19 protein-coding genes are annotated in these 16,182 nt (G+C 41.8%); 17 read left to right on the top strand and 2 right to left on the bottom strand.

The annotated features are described in order from the left end of the window. Window positions 1-83: 83 nt before the first annotated feature. From metA to whiA, 13 genes are all read left to right on the top strand, one after another. On the top strand, window positions 84-1,028 hold the full coding sequence (gene metA / locus QM865_RS01460) for a homoserine O-acetyltransferase MetA (protein ID WP_414305849.1): 945 nt from the start codon (window positions 84-86) through the stop codon (window positions 1,026-1,028). An 8-nt stretch (window positions 1,029-1,036) separates the two neighbouring features. Next, complete coding sequence (locus tag QM865_RS01465; protein WP_414305850.1) at window positions 1,037-1,714, top strand: DnaD domain-containing protein; 678 nt, start codon at window positions 1,037-1,039, stop codon at window positions 1,712-1,714. Between the two features lie 97 nt (window positions 1,715-1,811). Next, on the top strand, window positions 1,812-2,570 hold the full coding sequence (gene tpiA / locus QM865_RS01470) for a triose-phosphate isomerase (protein ID WP_000087891.1): 759 nt from the start codon (window positions 1,812-1,814) through the stop codon (window positions 2,568-2,570). 33 nt (window positions 2,571-2,603) lie between these two features. Further along, entirely contained in the window at window positions 2,604-4,505 is a 1,902-nt protein-coding gene (locus QM865_RS01475) for a GH25 family lysozyme (RefSeq protein ID WP_414305851.1), read from the top strand. Between the two features lie 183 nt (window positions 4,506-4,688). After that, window positions 4,689-5,207, top strand: coding sequence for a Dps family protein (locus tag QM865_RS01480; protein ID WP_042750433.1), 519 nt, complete (start codon window positions 4,689-4,691; stop codon window positions 5,205-5,207). Between the two features lie 130 nt (window positions 5,208-5,337). Next, window positions 5,338-5,844 (top strand): dihydrofolate reductase, encoded by a 507-nt coding sequence (locus tag QM865_RS01485; RefSeq protein ID WP_203176051.1) that lies wholly within the window; start codon window positions 5,338-5,340, stop codon window positions 5,842-5,844. Continuing rightward, complete coding sequence (locus QM865_RS01490) at window positions 5,844-6,014, top strand: hypothetical protein (RefSeq protein WP_000442260.1); 171 nt, start codon at window positions 5,844-5,846, stop codon at window positions 6,012-6,014. Before QM865_RS01485 ends, QM865_RS01490 begins: the two co-directional genes overlap by 1 nt. 36 nt (window positions 6,015-6,050) lie before the next feature. Then, a complete protein-coding gene (clpX, locus tag QM865_RS01495; protein ID WP_025169664.1) occupies window positions 6,051-7,283 on the top strand; it encodes an ATP-dependent Clp protease ATP-binding subunit ClpX in 1,233 nt (410 codons plus the stop codon). A gap of 8 nt (window positions 7,284-7,291) precedes the next feature. Next, on the top strand, window positions 7,292-7,879 hold the full coding sequence (yihA, locus tag QM865_RS01500) for a ribosome biogenesis GTP-binding protein YihA/YsxC (RefSeq protein ID WP_000422605.1): 588 nt from the start codon (window positions 7,292-7,294) through the stop codon (window positions 7,877-7,879). A 10-nt stretch (window positions 7,880-7,889) separates the two neighbouring features. Further along, window positions 7,890-8,270 (top strand): RidA family protein, encoded by a 381-nt coding sequence (locus QM865_RS01505; RefSeq protein WP_001140420.1) that lies wholly within the window; start codon window positions 7,890-7,892, stop codon window positions 8,268-8,270. A 51-nt stretch (window positions 8,271-8,321) separates the two neighbouring features. Beyond that, window positions 8,322-9,212: an RNase adapter RapZ gene (gene rapZ, locus QM865_RS01510; protein WP_414305852.1), complete on the top strand. Its 891-nt coding sequence runs from the start codon at window positions 8,322-8,324 to the stop codon at window positions 9,210-9,212. Further along, entirely contained in the window at window positions 9,209-10,186 is a 978-nt protein-coding gene (locus QM865_RS01515) for a YvcK family protein (protein WP_261079234.1), read from the top strand. The genes rapZ and QM865_RS01515 overlap by 4 nt, the downstream gene beginning before the upstream one ends. Continuing rightward, window positions 10,183-11,094 (top strand): DNA-binding protein WhiA, encoded by a 912-nt coding sequence (gene whiA, locus QM865_RS01520; RefSeq protein ID WP_414305853.1) that lies wholly within the window; start codon window positions 10,183-10,185, stop codon window positions 11,092-11,094. The genes QM865_RS01515 and whiA overlap by 4 nt, the downstream gene beginning before the upstream one ends. 133 nt (window positions 11,095-11,227) lie before the next feature. Here the strand turns inward: whiA and QM865_RS01525 are convergent, their stop codons facing one another. Both QM865_RS01525 and QM865_RS01530 read right to left on the bottom strand, forming a co-directional pair. Next, window positions 11,228-11,386 (bottom strand): hypothetical protein, encoded by a 159-nt coding sequence (locus tag QM865_RS01525; RefSeq protein ID WP_157834387.1) that lies wholly within the window; start codon window positions 11,384-11,386, stop codon window positions 11,228-11,230. A 133-nt stretch (window positions 11,387-11,519) separates the two neighbouring features. Then, on the bottom strand, window positions 11,520-12,488 hold the full coding sequence (locus tag QM865_RS01530) for an NAD(P)/FAD-dependent oxidoreductase (protein ID WP_000081013.1): 969 nt from the start codon (window positions 12,486-12,488) through the stop codon (window positions 11,520-11,522). Window positions 12,489-12,731: 243 nt separating this feature from the next. On the opposite strand from QM865_RS01530, the gene cdaA reads away from it, so the two are divergent. From cdaA to QM865_RS01550, 4 genes are all read left to right on the top strand, one after another. Further along, the gene (gene cdaA, locus QM865_RS01535) at window positions 12,732-13,589 is read left to right on the top strand and encodes a diadenylate cyclase CdaA (RefSeq protein ID WP_061759425.1); all 858 of its coding nucleotides are present in this window, start codon (window positions 12,732-12,734) and stop codon (window positions 13,587-13,589) included. Next, window positions 13,576-14,355 (top strand): YbbR-like domain-containing protein, encoded by a 780-nt coding sequence (locus tag QM865_RS01540; protein WP_371509655.1) that lies wholly within the window; start codon window positions 13,576-13,578, stop codon window positions 14,353-14,355. Before cdaA ends, QM865_RS01540 begins: the two co-directional genes overlap by 14 nt. 25 nt (window positions 14,356-14,380) lie before the next feature. Next, on the top strand, window positions 14,381-15,733 hold the full coding sequence (gene glmM / locus QM865_RS01545) for a phosphoglucosamine mutase (RefSeq protein WP_414305854.1): 1,353 nt from the start codon (window positions 14,381-14,383) through the stop codon (window positions 15,731-15,733). A gap of 73 nt (window positions 15,734-15,806) precedes the next feature. Continuing rightward, a complete protein-coding gene (locus tag QM865_RS01550) occupies window positions 15,807-16,181 on the top strand; it encodes a DUF1149 family protein (protein WP_001050079.1) in 375 nt (124 codons plus the stop codon). Window position 16,182 lies beyond the last annotated feature (1 nt).

Raw genomic sequence — 16,182 nt, forward strand, 5'->3', positions numbered from 1 at the left:
AGTATAATAAAAGGACTAAGTGTTTGAGTTTTGCCTTCAAACATATGCAATGATTCCTGAAAGATTACAGTTAGGAGAGGGTTATGCCGATTCGAATTGATAAAAAATTACCAGCTGTTGAGATTTTACGGACAGAGAACATCTTTGTTATGGATGATCAACGTGCTGCCCACCAAGATATCCGTCCCTTGAAGATTTTGATTTTAAATCTTATGCCACAAAAAATGGTCACAGAGACTCAGTTATTACGCCATTTGGCCAATACACCCTTACAACTGGATATTGATTTTCTCTATATGGAAAGCCATCGTTCTAAAACAACTCGTTCAGAACATATGGAGACCTTTTATAAAACTTTTCCTGAAGTTAAGGATGAGTATTTTGATGGGATGATTATCACGGGTGCTCCAGTTGAGCATTTACCATTTGAAGAAGTGGACTATTGGGAGGAATTCAGTCAGGTAATCGAGTGGTCCAAGACCCATGTCTATTCGACTCTTCATATCTGTTGGGGGGCTCAGGCGGGTCTTTATCTTCGTTATGGGGTTGAAAAATACCAGATGGACAATAAGTTATCAGGTATTTATCCTCAGGATACTTTAAAAGAAGGACACCTTCTCTTTAGAGGTTTTGACGATAGCTATGTATCCCCTCATTCACGGCACACAGAGATTTCTAAGGAAGAAATCTTAAACAAGACCAATCTCGAGATTTTATCGGAAGGCCCTCAGGTTGGGGTTTCGATTTTGGCCAGTCGTGATTTACGAGAAATTTATAGTTTTGGGCATTTGGAGTATGATCGTGATACCTTGGCAAATGAATATTTCCGAGATCGTGATGCAGGTTTGGATCCTCATATTCCAGAAAATTACTTTAAGGATGATGATGTCAACCAGACACCTTGTCTTTGTTGGTCTTCATCAGCAGCCCTCTTTTTCAGTAATTGGGTGAATTATGCTGTCTATCAGGAGACGCCTTTTGACTGGAGAAAGATAGAAGATGATGCATCTGCATATGGGTATTTATAAGAGGAATTATGACATATTTAGACGCTTTTAAATCAGGGAACTTGGTTTTACCGAGTGCCCTGCTCTTGCATTTTAAGGAACTCTTTCCTTCAAGCGATGATTTTCTGGTCTGGCAATTTTTCTATTTGCAAAATACGACAGGTTTGGAAGAAATATCCCCAAGCCAGATTGCTGAAAGGATTGGCAAGGAAATTTCGGATGTCAACCAGTCCATTTCCAACTTGACAGAGAGGGGACTGCTTCAGTATCGTACTATCGAACTGAATGGCGAAATTGAATTGCTCTTTGATGCTAGTCTAGCCTTGGAACGTTTGGATGACTTGCTTGGAGCTAGCTCTTCGAGTTCAGACCAGTTGACCCCTCAAAACCAGCTCAAGGATTTGGTAGAAACCTTCCAGCAGGAGTTGGGTCGCTTGTTGACGCCTTTTGAGATTGAGGATTTGACCAAGACTCTAAAAGAAGATGAAACCAGTGCTGACTTGATTAAGGAAGCTCTTCGTGAAGCTGTTTTGAATGGTAAAGCAAACTGGAAGTACATTCAGGCGATTTTGAGAAATTGGCGCCATGAAGGTATCAAAAGTGTGGCTCAAATTGATGCGAAGCGGGCAGAAAGAGAAGCAAGCAATCCTCAGTTGACACAGGTATCTGCAGATTTTAGAAATGCTATGGATCTTTGGAAGGATTAATCCATGTAAGCAGGCTTGAAATCCGAGTAAGATTTGCAAGCTGTGTATAATTGTGATAAAATAAGTAGAAAATAAATTGAAAAAAGAGGTATGTGAAATGTCACGTAAACCATTTATCGCTGGTAACTGGAAAATGAACAAAAATCCAGAAGAAGCTAAAGCATTCGTCGAAGCAGTTGCATCAAAACTTCCTTCATCAGATCTTGTTGAAGCAGGTATCGCTGCTCCAGCTCTTGATTTGACAGCTGTTCTTGCTGCTGCTAAAGGTTCAAACCTTAAAGTTGCTGCTCAAAACTGCTACTTTGAAAATGCAGGTGCTTTCACTGGTGAAACTAGCCCACAAGTTTTGAAAGAAATCGGTACTGACTACGTTGTTATCGGTCACTCAGAACGCCGTGACTACTTCCATGAAACTGACGAAGATATCAACAAAAAAGCAAAAGCAATCTTTGCAAACGGTATGCTTCCAATCATCTGTTGTGGTGAGTCACTTGAAACTTACGAAGCTGGTAAAGCTGCTGAATTCGTAGGTGCTCAAGTATCTGCTGCTTTGGCTGGATTGACTGCTGAACAAGTTGCTGCATCAGTTATCGCTTATGAGCCAATCTGGGCTATCGGTACTGGTAAATCAGCTTCACAAGACGACGCACAAAAAATGTGTAAAGTTGTTCGTGACGTTGTAGCTGCTGACTTCGGTCAAGAAGTTGCGGATAAAGTTCGTGTTCAATACGGTGGTTCTGTTAAACCTGAGAACGTTGCTTCATACATGGCTTGCCCAGACGTTGACGGTGCCCTTGTAGGTGGTGCGTCACTTGAAGCAGAAAGCTTCTTGGCTTTGCTTGACTTTGTAAAATAATCAGTAGCAAAAGCTAGGTGGAACAGCATTGAGATGTCTGTTCCATTTTTTATAGGAGAGGAAAGATTGAATACAAAGATTGGAAAAATTGGATTAGCAAGTATCTGCTTACTAGGATTGGCAACTAGCCAGGTTGCTGCAAATGAAACTGAAGTGAAAGCATCTTCGGAAGGAAGTAGCATCCAGACTTCTTCTAGTAAGGCAGAGAAAAAGAAATCAGAAACGACGACAAGCCAAAAAGAGAAAAAGGTTGAGACTTCTTCTAGTAAGCAGACAGAGAAAAAGGAAGAAGTAAAAGAGACTCGTGCTAGTAGTCAGAAAGCGGAAAGTAAACCAACTTCAACATCAGCACACTGGGAAGGTAACTTCTATGTGAAGGCAGATGGCTCAAAAGCTAAGAGTGAGTGGATTTTCGATACTAGCTACAATAGCTGGTTCTATATAAAAGCAGATGGTCGTTATGCCAGACAAGAATGGCAGGGAAACTATTACCTCAAAGCAGGTGGCTACATGGCCAAGAGTGAATGGGTTTATGATAGTAATTATAAGAGCTGGTTCTACCTCAAAGCGGACGGTTCTTATGCAAACCAAGAATGGTATGGGAAATACTACCTCAAATCGGATGGTTATATGGCCAAGAGTGAATGGGTTTATGATAGTAATTATAAGAGCTGGTTCTACCTCAAAGCGGACGGTTCTTATGCAAACCAAGAATGGTATGGAAAATACTACCTCAAATCGGGTGGCTACATAGCCAAGAGTGAATGGGTTTATGATAGTAATTATAAGAGCTGGTTCTACCTCAAAGCGGACGGTTCTTATGCCAGACAAGAATGGCAAGGAAACTATTACCTCAAAGCAGGTGGCTACATGGCCAAGAGTGAATGGGTTTATGATAGTAATTATAAGAGCTGGTTCTACCTCAAAGCGGACGGTTCTTATGCAAACCAAGAATGGTATGGGAAATACTACCTCAAATCGGATGGTTACATGGCCAAGAGTGAATGGGTTTATGATCCAGCCTATTCGTCTTACTTCTATCTCAAGTCTGATGGTTCTTATGCAAATCAAGAGTGGCAAAATGTAGACGGCAAGTGGTACTATTTCAAGAAGGGTGGTTACATGGCTAAAGATGAGTGGCAGGGTAACTACTATTTGACAGGAAGTGGTGCTATGGCGACTGGTGAATTAGTCATGAATGATGCTCGCTATATTTTTTCTGACTCAGGTGAGTTAAAAGAAAAGAAAGGCTTGAATGTCGGCTGGGTTCACCGAAATGGCAGACGTTATTTCTTTAACAATCGTAAAGAACAAGTTGGGACTGATCAAGTTAAAAAGGTCATCGATGTCAGTGAGCACAATGGTCACATCAGTGACTGGAAAAAAGTCATCGACGATAATGGAGTAGATGGAGTGATTGTTCGTTTGGGTTATAGTGGAACTGAAGACAAGGAATTAGCGCATAACATTAAGGAGCTAAACCGTCTGAGAATTCCTTATGGTGTTTACCTTTATACTTATGCTGAAAATGAGACCGATGCTGAGAATGATGCTAATCAGACCATTGAACTCTTGAAAAAATACAAGATGAACTTGTCTTACCCTATCTATTATGATGTTGAGAACTGGGAATATGGCAATAAGACCAAGAGAGCTCCAAGTGATACTGGAACCTGGGTCAAGATTATCAACAAGTATATGGCAACAATGAAACAGGCTGGTTATCAAAATGTGAAAGTTTATAGCTACCGTCAGCTTTTGCAAACTCGTTTGAATTATCCTGATATTTTGCAACACGTTAACTGGGTAGCAGCCTATACGGATGCGCTTGATTGGAATAATCCTCACTACTCAGGTGAAAAAGGATGGCAATATACTTCATCTGAATACTTAAAAGGAATTCGTGGTCGTGTTGACGTCAGTGTTTGGTATTAAATTATAAAGCAAAAAGAGTGTACAAAGAGTGTATACTCTTTTTATTCAAATTCTTAAATTATCAGTCTATTGCAACTTTTCTCATGTGAGTCATTTGGCTTGCTATTGGTTATTCTTAGTAGTATACTAAGGTAGTAATCATTAAGAAGTGATTACAAATAATAATGAATGAGGTAAAATAAAATGGTAGAATTGAAAAAAGAAGCAGTAAAAGATGTAACATCATTAACAAAAGCAGCGCCAGTAGCATTGGCAAAAACAAAGGAAGTCTTGAACCAAGCTGTTGCTGATTTGTACGTAGCTCATGTGGCTTTGCACCAAGTACACTGGTATATGCGTGGTCGTGGTTTCCTTGTATGGCATCCAAAAATGGATGAGTACATGGATGCTCTTGACGGTCAATTGGATGAAATCAGCGAACGTTTGATTACACTTGGTGGTAGCCCATTCTCTACTTTGACAGAATTCCTTCAAAACAGTGAAATCGAAGAAGAAGCTGGTGAATACCGTAATGTTGAAGAAAGCTTGGAACGTGTTCTTGCTATCTACCGTTACTTGTCAGAACTTTTCCAAAAAGGTTTGGATGTCACTGATGAAGAAGGTGACGATGTGACAAACGGTATCTTCTCAGACGCTAAAACTGAAACTGATAAAACAATCTGGATGCTTGCCGCAGAGCTTGGACAAGCACCTGGTTTGTAAGAAATAGAATAATCATATAAAAATCTGTAGGATTCCTCTTACGGATTTTTTATATTCTGTAAGCTATTCCAAACCAGTCTTTTTTTGAGTTTTTTGATAAAATAGTACTATCAGTGAAAAGGATGGAAGCATGACTAAGAAAATCGTAGCTATTTGGGCCCAGGATGAAGAGGGTGTGATTGGTAAGAACAATCGTCTGCCTTGGCATTTGCCAGCAGAACTGCAACACTTCAAAGAAACAACTCTGAATCATGCTATCTTGATGGGGCGCGTGACCTTTGATGGGATGGGGCGTCGCTTGCTTCCAAAACGGGAGACCTTGATTTTGACACGTAACCCGGAAGAAAAGATAGATGGGGTTATTACTTTTCAGGATGTCCAGTCTGTTCTCGACTGGTATCAGGGCCAAGACAAGAATCTCTATATTATCGGTGGGAAGCAGATTTTTCAGGCTTTTGAACCCTATTTGGATGAAGTAATTGTCACTCAAATCCATGCTCGGGTGGAGGGAGATACCTATTTCCCTGAGGAGTTTGACTTATCTCTTTTTGAGACAGTTTCAAGCAAATCCTATACCAAGGATGAGAAAAATCCTTATGATTTTACCATCCAATACCGCAAGAGAAAGGAAGTCTAATGGAACGTAGTATATTTGGTTTTTTCACAGCCATGCTGTGTTTGGTCTGCTTGCTTGCTGGAGCACAGGCTTTTCGTAAAAAGCGTTATGGACTTTCTGTCCTGCTCTGGTTAAATGCCTTTACCAATTTGGTCAATAGTATCCATGCTTTTTACATGACCTTATTTTAGATAGAATGACAGTATAGAATAGAACGGAAGGAAATCATGCCTACAACTAGGAATAATGATATGATGGTTTATTGCTCATTTTGTGGCAAAAGCCAAGAAGAAGTACAAAAAATAATCGCTGGGAACAACGCCTTTATTTGTAATGAATGTGTGGAGTTAGCCCAGGAAATCATTCGGGAGGAGTTGGCTGAGGAAGTCTTGGCAGACTTGTCAGAAGTTCCAAAACCAATTGAACTCCTCCATATCTTGAACCACTATGTAATCGGTCAAGATCGTGCCAAACGGGCTTTAGCAGTAGCAGTATACAACCACTACAAACGCATCAATTTCCACGATACGCGTGAAGAGTCGGAAGATGTGGATTTGCAGAAGTCAAATATATTGATGATTGGCCCAACTGGTTCGGGGAAAACTTTCCTTGCCCAGACCTTGGCTAAGAGCTTGAATGTACCTTTTGCGATTGCGGATGCGACAGCTCTTACTGAGGCTGGTTATGTGGGTGAGGACGTGGAAAATATCCTTCTCAAACTCTTGCAGGCTGCTGATTTTAACATCGAACGTGCAGAGCGTGGCATTATCTACGTGGATGAAATTGACAAGATTGCCAAGAAGAGTGAGAACGTTTCTATCACACGTGATGTTTCTGGTGAAGGGGTGCAACAAGCTCTTCTCAAGATTATCGAGGGAACTGTTGCCAGCGTACCGCCTCAAGGTGGACGCAAACATCCGCAACAAGAGATGATTCAAGTGGATACAAAAAATATCCTCTTCATCGTGGGTGGTGCCTTTGATGGTATTGAAGAAATTGTCAAACAACGTCTGGGTGAAAAAGTCATCGGATTTGGTCAAAACAATAAAGCGATTGATGAAAATAGCTCCTACATGCAAGAAATTATCGCAGAAGATATTCAAAAATTTGGTATTATCCCTGAGTTGATTGGACGCTTGCCTGTCTTTGCTGCTCTTGAGCAATTGACAGTGGATGACTTGGTTCGTATCTTGAAAGAGCCAAGAAATGCTTTGGTGAAACAGTACCAAACCTTGCTTTCTTATGATGATGTCGAGTTGGAGTTTGACGACGAAGCCCTTCAAGAGATTGCAAATAAGGCCATCGAACGCAAAACTGGTGCGCGTGGTCTTCGCTCAATTATTGAAGAAACCATGCTAGATGTCATGTTTGAAGTACCGAGTCAGGAAAATGTGAAATTGGTTCGTATCACAAAAGAAGCTGTCGATGGAACGGATAAACCGATTCTAGAAACAGCCTAGAGGTGACTATGGAACTTAATACACACAATGCAGAAATCTTGCTCAGTGCGGCTAATAAGTCCCACTATCCGCAGGATGAACTGCCAGAGATCGCTCTTGCAGGGCGTTCAAATGTTGGTAAATCCAGCTTTATCAATACCATGCTGAACCGTAAGAATCTGGCTCGTACGTCAGGGAAACCTGGGAAAACCCAGCTTCTCAACTTCTTTAACATTGACGACAAGATGCGCTTTGTGGATGTTCCTGGTTACGGTTATGCCCGTGTTTCCAAAAAGGAACGTGAAAAGTGGGGGCGCATGATTGAGGAGTATCTAACGACTCGGGAAAATCTCCGTGCGGTTGTCAGTCTAGTTGACCTTCGTCATGACCCGTCAGCAGATGATGTCCAGATGTACGAATTTCTCAAGTATTATGAGATTCCGGTTATCATCGTTGCGACCAAGGCGGACAAGATTCCTCGTGGTAAGTGGAATAAGCATGAATCAGCAATCAAAAAGAAATTAAATTTTGACCCAAGTGATGACTTCATCCTCTTTTCATCTGTCAGCAAGGCAGGGATGGATGAGGCTTGGGATGCAATCTTAGAAAAATTGTGAGGAAAAGAAAATGGCAAAAACAATTCATACAGATAAAGCTCCAAAAGCTATCGGGCCTTATGTTCAAGGGAAAATCGTTGGTAACCTTTTGTTTGCTAGTGGTCAAGTTCCCCTCTCTCCTGAAACTGGGGAAATCGTTGGAGAGACTATTCAAGAACAGACAGAACAAGTCTTGAAAAACATTGGTGCTATTTTGGCAGAAGCAGGAACAGATTTTGACCATGTTGTCAAAACAACTTGCTTCTTGAGCGATATGAACGACTTTGTTCCTTTTAATGAGGTTTACCAAACGGCCTTTAAAGAGGAATTTCCAGCTCGTTCAGCTGTGGAGGTAGCTCGTCTTCCTCGTGATGTAAAAGTCGAAATCGAAGTCATCGCAGAGATTGGATAAGCTAGTTGAAGTTTGGTTCTGCCAAACTTCTTTTGATATAAGGAGAAAAAGATGACAAAGAAACAACTTCACTTGGTGATTGTGACAGGGATGAGTGGGGCAGGGAAAACTGTGGCCATTCAGTCCTTCGAGGATCTAGGATATTTTACCATTGATAATATGCCACCAGCCCTCTTGCCTAAGTTTTTGCAGTTGGTTGAAACAAGGGATGATGACCATAAGTTGGCCCTGGTAGTAGATATGCGTAGCCGTTCTTTTTTTTCAGAGATTCAAGCTGTTTTGGATGAGTTGGAAAATCAAGATGTTTTGGATTTCAAAATCCTCTTTTTGGATGCAGCTGATAAGGAATTGGTCGCGCGTTACAAGGAAACCAGACGGAGTCACCCATTAGCAGCAGATGGACGGATTTTGGATGGAATCAAGCTGGAACGTGAACTCTTAGCGCCTTTGAAAAATATGAGCCAAAATGTGGTGGATACGACTGAACTTACTCCGCGTGAGTTGCGTAAAACCATTGCAGAGCAGTTTTCAGATCAAGAACAAGCCCAGTCTTTCCGTATCGAAGTCATGTCTTTCGGCTTTAAATATGGAATCCCAATTGATGCGGACTTGGTCTTTGATGTCCGTTTCTTGCCAAATCCCTATTACCTTCCAGAACTGAGAAACCAAACGGGTGTGGATGAACCAGTGTATCACTATGTCATGAACCATCCTGAGTCAGAAGACTTTTATCAACATTTGTTGGCCTTGATTGAGCCGATTTTGCCAAGTTACCAAAAGGAAGGTAAGTCCGTTTTGACCATTGCCATGGGTTGTACGGGTGGGCAACACCGTAGTGTGGCCTTTGCTAAACGCTTGGCGCAGGACTTATCCAAGAATTGGCCTGTCAATGAAGGGCATCGCGACAAAGACCGAAGAAAGGAAACGGTAAACCGTTCATGAGAAAACCAAAGATAACGGTGATTGGTGGAGGGACTGGAATCCCCGTCATTCTAAAAAGTCTGCGGGAAAAAGATGTGGAAATCGCTGCTATTGTAACGGTGGCAGATGATGGTGGTTCATCAGGTGAACTCCGAAAAAATATGCAACAATTGACGCCACCAGGTGATCTTCGCAATGTCCTTGTGGCCATGTCGGATATGCCTAAATTTTATGAGAAGGTATTTCAGTACCGCTTTTCTGAGGATGCCGGAGCCTTTGCTGGCCATCCATTGGGAAATCTTATTATTGCAGGTCTGTCAGAAATGCAGGGTTCGACCTATAATGCCATGCAGTTGCTGAGCAAATTTTTCCATACAACTGGGAAGATTTATCCTTCCAGTGATCATCCTTTGACCTTGCATGCAGTTTTTCAGGATGGGACAGAAGTAGCTGGAGAGAGTCATATTGCAGATCATCCGGGCATGATTGACCATGTCTATGTGACCAATACCCTCAACGATGATACACCTCTGGCTAGCCGTCGAGTAGTGCAGACCATTCTTGAAAGTGACATGATTGTCCTAGGGCCAGGTTCTCTCTTTACCTCTATTTTGCCCAATATTGTCATTAAGGAAATTGGGCAGGCGCTTTTGGAAACCAAGGCAGAAATCGCCTATGTCTGCAATATCATGACACAACGTGGGGAGACGGAACACTTTACAGATAGCGACCACGTGGAAGTCTTGCATCGTCACCTTGGCCGACCTTTTATCGATACTGTGTTGGTAAATATCGAAAAAGTACCGCAGGAATACATGAATTCCAATCGTTTTGATGAATACTTGGTCCAGGTGGAACATGACTTTGCTGGTCTTTGTAAGCGAGTTCCGCGTGTGATTTCATCCAACTTTCTTCGTCTGGAAAATGGAGGTGCCTTCCACGATGGGGATTTGATTGTGGATGAGTTGATGCGGATTATACAGGTGAGAAAATGAGTTTCACAGTAGCAGTAAAAGAAGAAATCCTAGGTCAACACCATCTGAGCCGGCATGAATTATCTGCCATTATCAAGATGTCTGGTAGCATCGGTCTCTCAACTTCAGGCTTGACCTTGTCTGTCGTGACAGAAAATGCCAAACTGGCCCGTCACCTCTATGAGTCCTTTCTCCATTTCTACGAAATCAAATCAGAAATTCGCCACCACCAACGGAGCAATCTTCGTAAGAATCGGGTCTATACTGTCTTTACAGATGAAAAGGTGCAGGATTTATTGAGTGACTTACATTTGGCAGACTCCTTCTTTGGTCTGGAAACAGGTATTGATGAGGCGATCTTATCGGATGAGGAAGCAGGCCGTGCTTATCTCTGTGGTGCTTTCTTGGCAAATGGCAGCATTCGTGACCCTGAATCAGGTAAGTACCAGTTGGAAATCAGTTCTGTTTATCTGGACCACGCGCAAGGGATTGCCTCTCTTCTCCAGCAATTTTTGCTGGATGCCAAGGTGCTTGAGCGCAGGAAGGGAGCTGTGACCTATCTCCAGCGTGCTGAAGATATTATGGACTTTTTGATAGTCATCGGAGCCATGCAGGCGCGTGATGATTTTGAGCGGGTTAAGATTTTACGAGAAACCCGTAATGATCTCAATCGGGCCAACAATGCCGAGACAGCTAATATCGCTCGGACAGTTTCTGCCAGCATGAAGACCATCAACAATATCAGTAAAATCAAAGATATCATAGGCTTAGAAAATCTGCCAGTGGATTTGCAGGAAGTGGCGCAGCTGCGGATTCAGCACCCAGACTACTCTATCCAACAGTTGGCAGATAGCCTCAGCACCCCTCTGACCAAAAGTGGTGTCAACCACAGACTGAGAAAAATCAATAAGATAGCCGATGAGTTATAAAGATATAAAACACCTCTTTCTTGACAATTAAATAGAGTATGTGAGATAATAAAGGGGAATTGAGAAGTTCTAGCATTTTAGTGCTAACAGCAATCCCCTCGGTACTGCAATACCGAGGGGATTTTTTTCTGGGTTAGATAGCACTAACCAGGAAGGTTACTTGTCGAAGTGATCGTCTAACCAACGAGTCACCAGCCATGAGATGATACTCTCGATGACTGCGATAAGTACTATTTTGAGAAGTTCTAGCATCTGTAATACCTCCTTTTCCAAGGCGTATCGTTAGTGCCATCGTTATTATATCACATGCTCTATCAATTTGATAGGACATTTTTGCTTTTTGAAAAAGAAGGGGAAAGGTATGAGCTAACCAGATTGTATATGAACTATAAAACCACGAATCGCATTTGACTCGTGGTTCTTTTTTATAAACTGGTTGAGTGTTTTGGTTGCACCTTTTGCTCAGGGTCAATGTAATTAATAGCATTGTTTACAGCAGTAGGTGCTTCCCCTAGACCTGTCGCAATCAGATCAATTTTTCCGTCATAGTAGCAACAGTCACCGATAGCATAGATACCTGTTTGGCTAGATTCCTGTTTGCTGTTGACAATAATCTTGTGACGGTTGAGGTCCAGACCCCAGTTTTTAAGGTTACCAACAGAAGATTTGAAACCATAGTTGACAAAGAGGTGATCTAAGTCGATCGTTTCTGTTTCATCAGATTTGACTTTTGTGATTTCAAGTTTATCGAGCCTTTTTCCATCTCCAAGGAGTTGGCTAGGGACGAATGGTGTCTTGATGGTCACAGATGATTCTTGCAAGGCTTGGACACTGTGTTCCAAGGCACGGAAATTATCTCTGCGGTGAACAAGGGTAGTTGGCGCAATTTTTTCAAAAGCCAAAGCCCAATCCACAGCTGAGTCCCCTCCACCAAGAATCGTCACTTTCTTACCAGCGTATTGCTGAATGTTAGAAACATGGTAGTGGATATTTTCATAGTCCTCGACCCCTTCAAGTTCCAGCGGACGTGGTTTGAAGGCACCCCCACCCATAGCAATGATAACTGTTTTAGACAGGTGACTTTCTTTAGAGGTTGTAATCTTAAATCCCTCTTCTTGTTTTTCAATCTCAAGAACTGTTTCATTGAGATGAATTGGGGTATCAAAGCCGTTTAGCTGTTCAATTAAGCGGTTGGTCAATTCTTCTCCAGTCAGGTTTGGGAAACCTGGAACGTCTAAAATTTCCTTTTCAGGGTAGAGAATAGCAGGTTGTCCACCTAGTTGGGGAAGAGAGTCGATGATTTGAACCTTGGCTTGGCGTAGGTGGGCATAGAAGGCTGCAAAAAGACCGACTGGACCACCACCTACAATGGTAATATCATAGAGTTGAGACATGGTTTCTCCTTTGTTTTTTCTAGTCATACTCTTCGAAAATCTCTTCAAACCACGTCAGTGTCGCCTTACCGTACTCAAGTACAGCCTGCGGCTAGCTTCCTAGTTTGCTCTTTAATTTTCATTGAGTATCAGTTTATTTTATCATATTTTTTCTTTAATTTAAAATGAAGTAGGATAGGGAAAAAAATGCCAGAAAAATGGTATAATATAAAGGAACGTGTTTGTACAGAGAGGAGACAGCATATGAACTTTCAACAATTATCCAACCTGCAATATTGGACTAGCTTGTTTTCTAGTCCTTGGAGTATTGCCATCAATCTGTTTGATATTTTGATTGTGACCTATGTTTTGTATCGTTTTACAAAAGCGATAGCTGGTACCAAGATTATGATTCTGGTGCGGGGGGTCTTGATTTTTGTATTAGCCCAGGTTGTGGCCAATATCCTTGGTTTAACCACGATTTCTTGGTTGATTAATCAGATTATCACTTATGGAGTCATTGCTGTGGTTGTTATCTTCTCTCCAGAAATTCGAACTGGTTTGGAACGTTTGGGAAGGGCGACAGATTTCTTTTCTACTACTCAAATAAGTGCAGAAGAGCAAATGATTCGTGCCTTTGTCAAGTCAGTTGAATACATGAGTCCTCGTAAGATAGGTGCTCTGGTTGCCATTCAACGGGTTCGAACCTTGCAAGAATATATTGCGACAGGAATTCCCTTGGATGCCAAAATTTCGGCAGAACTCCTCATCAATATTTTTATTCCCAACACTCCTCTACATGATGGTGCTGTGATTATTAGAGAAAATCGGATTGCAGTCACCTCTGCCTATCTGCCCTTGACAGAAAGCACAGGGATTTCCAAGGAATTTGGGACCAGACACCGAGCGGCTATCGGTTTATCAGAAGTGTCTGATGCCTTGACCTTCATTGTCTCAGAGGAAACAGGTGGTATTTCTATTACATACAACGGGGTCTTCAAGCATGATTTGACGATTGAAGAATTTGAAGCAGAGCTACGAACAATTCTTTTGCCAGCTGTTGAGGAAAAAGCCAGTTTCAAGGACCGTTTGCTAGGAGGTTGGAAATATGAGAAAAAATAGTCTATATATCATTTCATCTCTCTTTTTTGCTTGTGTTTTATTCATTTATGCAACGTCGACCAACTTTCAAAATAGTAATACCACAAGGCAGGTCAAATCGGAGACCTACACCAATACGATAGCAAATGTTCCTATCGATATTCACTATGATAATAGTCAATACTTTATTAGTGGTTTTGCTTCAGAAGTTTCAGTTGTGCTGACAGGTGCCAATCGTGTGACTTTGGCCAGCGAAATGCAGGAAAGTACTCGTAAGTTTAAAGTCACTGCTGATTTGACGGATGCCAGTGTTGGAACGATTGAAGTTCCCTTGAATATTGAAAATCTTCCAAGTGGATTGACCGCTGTGGCAACGCCTCAAAAGATCACAGTGAAAGTTGGGAAGAAGGTTAAGAGAGATGAGATGATTGTTGTTCCGCAAGTTGACCAAAGCCAGATTGATCCTAAGTTACAAATTGATAGTGTAACTGTGTCAAATGAACGAGTTTCTGTCACAACTGACCAAGAAACATTAGCTAAGATTGACAAAGTTATTGCACTTTTACCAACTAGCGAACGCATAACAGGTAATTACAGTGGTTCAGTACCTTTGCAGGCAATCGACCGCAATGGTGTTGTCTTACCGGCAGTTATCACTCCGTTTGACACAACAATGAAGGTGACTACAAAACCTGTGACACCAAGTTCAAGCACATCAAATTCAACTACAAGCAGTTCGTCGGAGACATCTTCGTCAACGAAAGCAACTAGTTCAAAAACGAATTAAAAAATAGGAAAAGGATTTTATAAAAATGGGTAAATATTTTGGGACTGATGGAGTCCGTGGAGAAGCTAACGTAGAATTAACGCCGGAATTGGCCTTTAAGTTAGGACGTTTTGGAGGCTATGTCCTTAGCCAACATGAAACGGAAGCACCGAAAGTTTTTGTAGGACGTGATACACGTATTTCTGGGGAAATGCTAGAATCAGCCTTGGTGGCAGGTCTTCTATCAGTAGGGATTCACGTCTACAAACTCGGTGTTCTTGCGACGCCAGCAGTAGCTTACTTGGTTAAAACTGAAGGAGCAAGTGCAGGTGTCATGATTTCTGCTAGCCACAATCCAGCCCTTGATAATGGAATCAAGTTCTTTGGTGGGGATGGCTTCAAACTAGATGACGAAAAAGAAGCAGAAATTGAAGCCTTGCTAGATGCTGCGGAAGACATTCTTCCTCGTCCAAGTGCAGAAGGTCTAGGTACTGTAGTTGATTATCCAGAAGGCTTGCGTAAGTATGAAGGCTATCTTGTTTCAACTGGAACTCCTCTTGAAGGAATGAAGGTTGCCTTGGACACAGCAAACGGTGCAGCGTCTACAAGTGCCCGTCAAATCTTTGCAGACCTTGGAGCTCAATTGACTATTATCGGGGAAACACCAGATGGTCTTAATATCAACCTTAATGTTGGTTCAACCCACCCAGAAGCCCTTCAAGAAGTGGTCAAAGAAAGCGTATCAGCTATTGGTTTAGCCTTTGACGGAGACAGTGACCGCTTGATTGCTGTTGATGAAAATGGGGATATCGTTGATGGTGACAAGATCATGTACATCATCGGGAAATACCTTTCTGAAAAAGGACAATTGGCCCAAAACACAATTGTGACAACTGTTATGTCTAACCTTGGTTTCCACAAGGCCTTGGACCGCGAAGGTATTAACAAGGCAGTTACTGCAGTTGGCGACCGCTATGTTGTGGAAGAAATGCGAAAATCAGGCTACAACCTTGGTGGTGAACAGTCTGGTCACGTTATCTTGATGGATTACAATACCACAGGTGATGGTCAATTATCTGCTGTTCAATTGACCAAAATCATGAAGGAAACTGGTAAGAGCTTGTCAGAGTTGGCAGCAGAAGTAACCATCTATCCACAAAAATTAGTCAATATCCGAGTGGAAAATGCCATGAAGGAAAAGGCTATGGAAGTGCCAGCTATCAAGGCTATCATCGAGAAGATGGAAGAAGAAATGGCGGGGAATGGCCGTATCCTTGTTCGTCCAAGTGGAACAGAACCCCTCTTGCGTGTCATGGCAGAAGCGCCTACAACAGAAGAAGTGAACTATTATGTTGATACCATCGCAGACGTAGTTCGAGCTGAAATTGGGATTGACTAAATCCTAGAAAACTAGATGAAAATAAAAAATTATGGTACAATAGCTTATGATATTGTAGCCGAGGGAGAAAGACATGAATCTTAAACGTGAACAAGAATTTGTTAGTCAGTATCATTTTGATGCGCGTAATTTTGAATGGGAAAATGAAAATGGAGCTCCTGAAACTAAGGTGGATGTGAACTTCCAATTGATTCAACATGATCAAGAAAATCAAGTGACTTCCCTGATTGTTATCTTGAGCTTTATGATTGTATTTGATAAATTTGTCATCAGTGGAACTATTTCACAGGTGAACCATATCGATGGTCGTATTGTTAACGAACCAAGTGAATTGAACCAAGAAGAAGTTGAAACCTTGGCTCGTCCATGTTTGAACATGCTCAACCGTTTGACTTACGAAGTGACCGAAATTGCATTAGACTTACCAGGAATCAATTTGGAGTTCTAAT

It is taken from the genome of Streptococcus mitis, assembly GCF_047462815.1.
GTDB classification, from domain to species: Bacteria; Bacillota; Bacilli; order Lactobacillales; family Streptococcaceae; genus Streptococcus; species Streptococcus mitis_DO.

Bases quoted from the DNA above. Each gene is read 5' to 3' on its own strand.
- whiA (WP_414305853.1), top strand. From the start codon at position 10,183: ATGAGTTTCACAGTAGCAGTAAAAGAAGAAATCCTAGGTCAACACCAT.
- QM865_RS01515 (WP_261079234.1), top strand. From the start codon at position 9,209: ATGAGAAAACCAAAGATAACGGTGATTGGTGGAGGGACTGGAATCCCC.
- QM865_RS01490 (WP_000442260.1), top strand. From the start codon at position 5,844: ATGGAACGTAGTATATTTGGTTTTTTCACAGCCATGCTGTGTTTGGTC.
- QM865_RS01475 (WP_414305851.1), top strand. From the start codon at position 2,604: ATGTCTGTTCCATTTTTTATAGGAGAGGAAAGATTGAATACAAAGATT.
- cdaA (WP_061759425.1), top strand. From the start codon at position 12,732: ATGAACTTTCAACAATTATCCAACCTGCAATATTGGACTAGCTTGTTT.
- QM865_RS01540 (WP_371509655.1), top strand. From the start codon at position 13,576: ATGAGAAAAAATAGTCTATATATCATTTCATCTCTCTTTTTTGCTTGT.
- QM865_RS01525 (WP_157834387.1), bottom strand. From the start codon at position 11,386: ATGGCACTAACGATACGCCTTGGAAAAGGAGGTATTACAGATGCTAGA.
- rapZ (WP_414305852.1), top strand. From the start codon at position 8,322: ATGACAAAGAAACAACTTCACTTGGTGATTGTGACAGGGATGAGTGGG.
- metA (WP_414305849.1), top strand. From the start codon at position 84: ATGCCGATTCGAATTGATAAAAAATTACCAGCTGTTGAGATTTTACGG.
- QM865_RS01505 (WP_001140420.1), top strand. From the start codon at position 7,890: ATGGCAAAAACAATTCATACAGATAAAGCTCCAAAAGCTATCGGGCCT.
- glmM (WP_414305854.1), top strand. From the start codon at position 14,381: ATGGGTAAATATTTTGGGACTGATGGAGTCCGTGGAGAAGCTAACGTA.
- QM865_RS01550 (WP_001050079.1), top strand. From the start codon at position 15,807: ATGAATCTTAAACGTGAACAAGAATTTGTTAGTCAGTATCATTTTGAT.
- tpiA (WP_000087891.1), top strand. From the start codon at position 1,812: ATGTCACGTAAACCATTTATCGCTGGTAACTGGAAAATGAACAAAAAT.
- QM865_RS01465 (WP_414305850.1), top strand. From the start codon at position 1,037: ATGACATATTTAGACGCTTTTAAATCAGGGAACTTGGTTTTACCGAGT.
- clpX (WP_025169664.1), top strand. From the start codon at position 6,051: ATGCCTACAACTAGGAATAATGATATGATGGTTTATTGCTCATTTTGT.
- yihA (WP_000422605.1), top strand. From the start codon at position 7,292: ATGGAACTTAATACACACAATGCAGAAATCTTGCTCAGTGCGGCTAAT.
- QM865_RS01480 (WP_042750433.1), top strand. From the start codon at position 4,689: ATGGTAGAATTGAAAAAAGAAGCAGTAAAAGATGTAACATCATTAACA.
- QM865_RS01530 (WP_000081013.1), bottom strand. From the start codon at position 12,488: ATGTCTCAACTCTATGATATTACCATTGTAGGTGGTGGTCCAGTCGGT.
- QM865_RS01485 (WP_203176051.1), top strand. From the start codon at position 5,338: ATGACTAAGAAAATCGTAGCTATTTGGGCCCAGGATGAAGAGGGTGTG.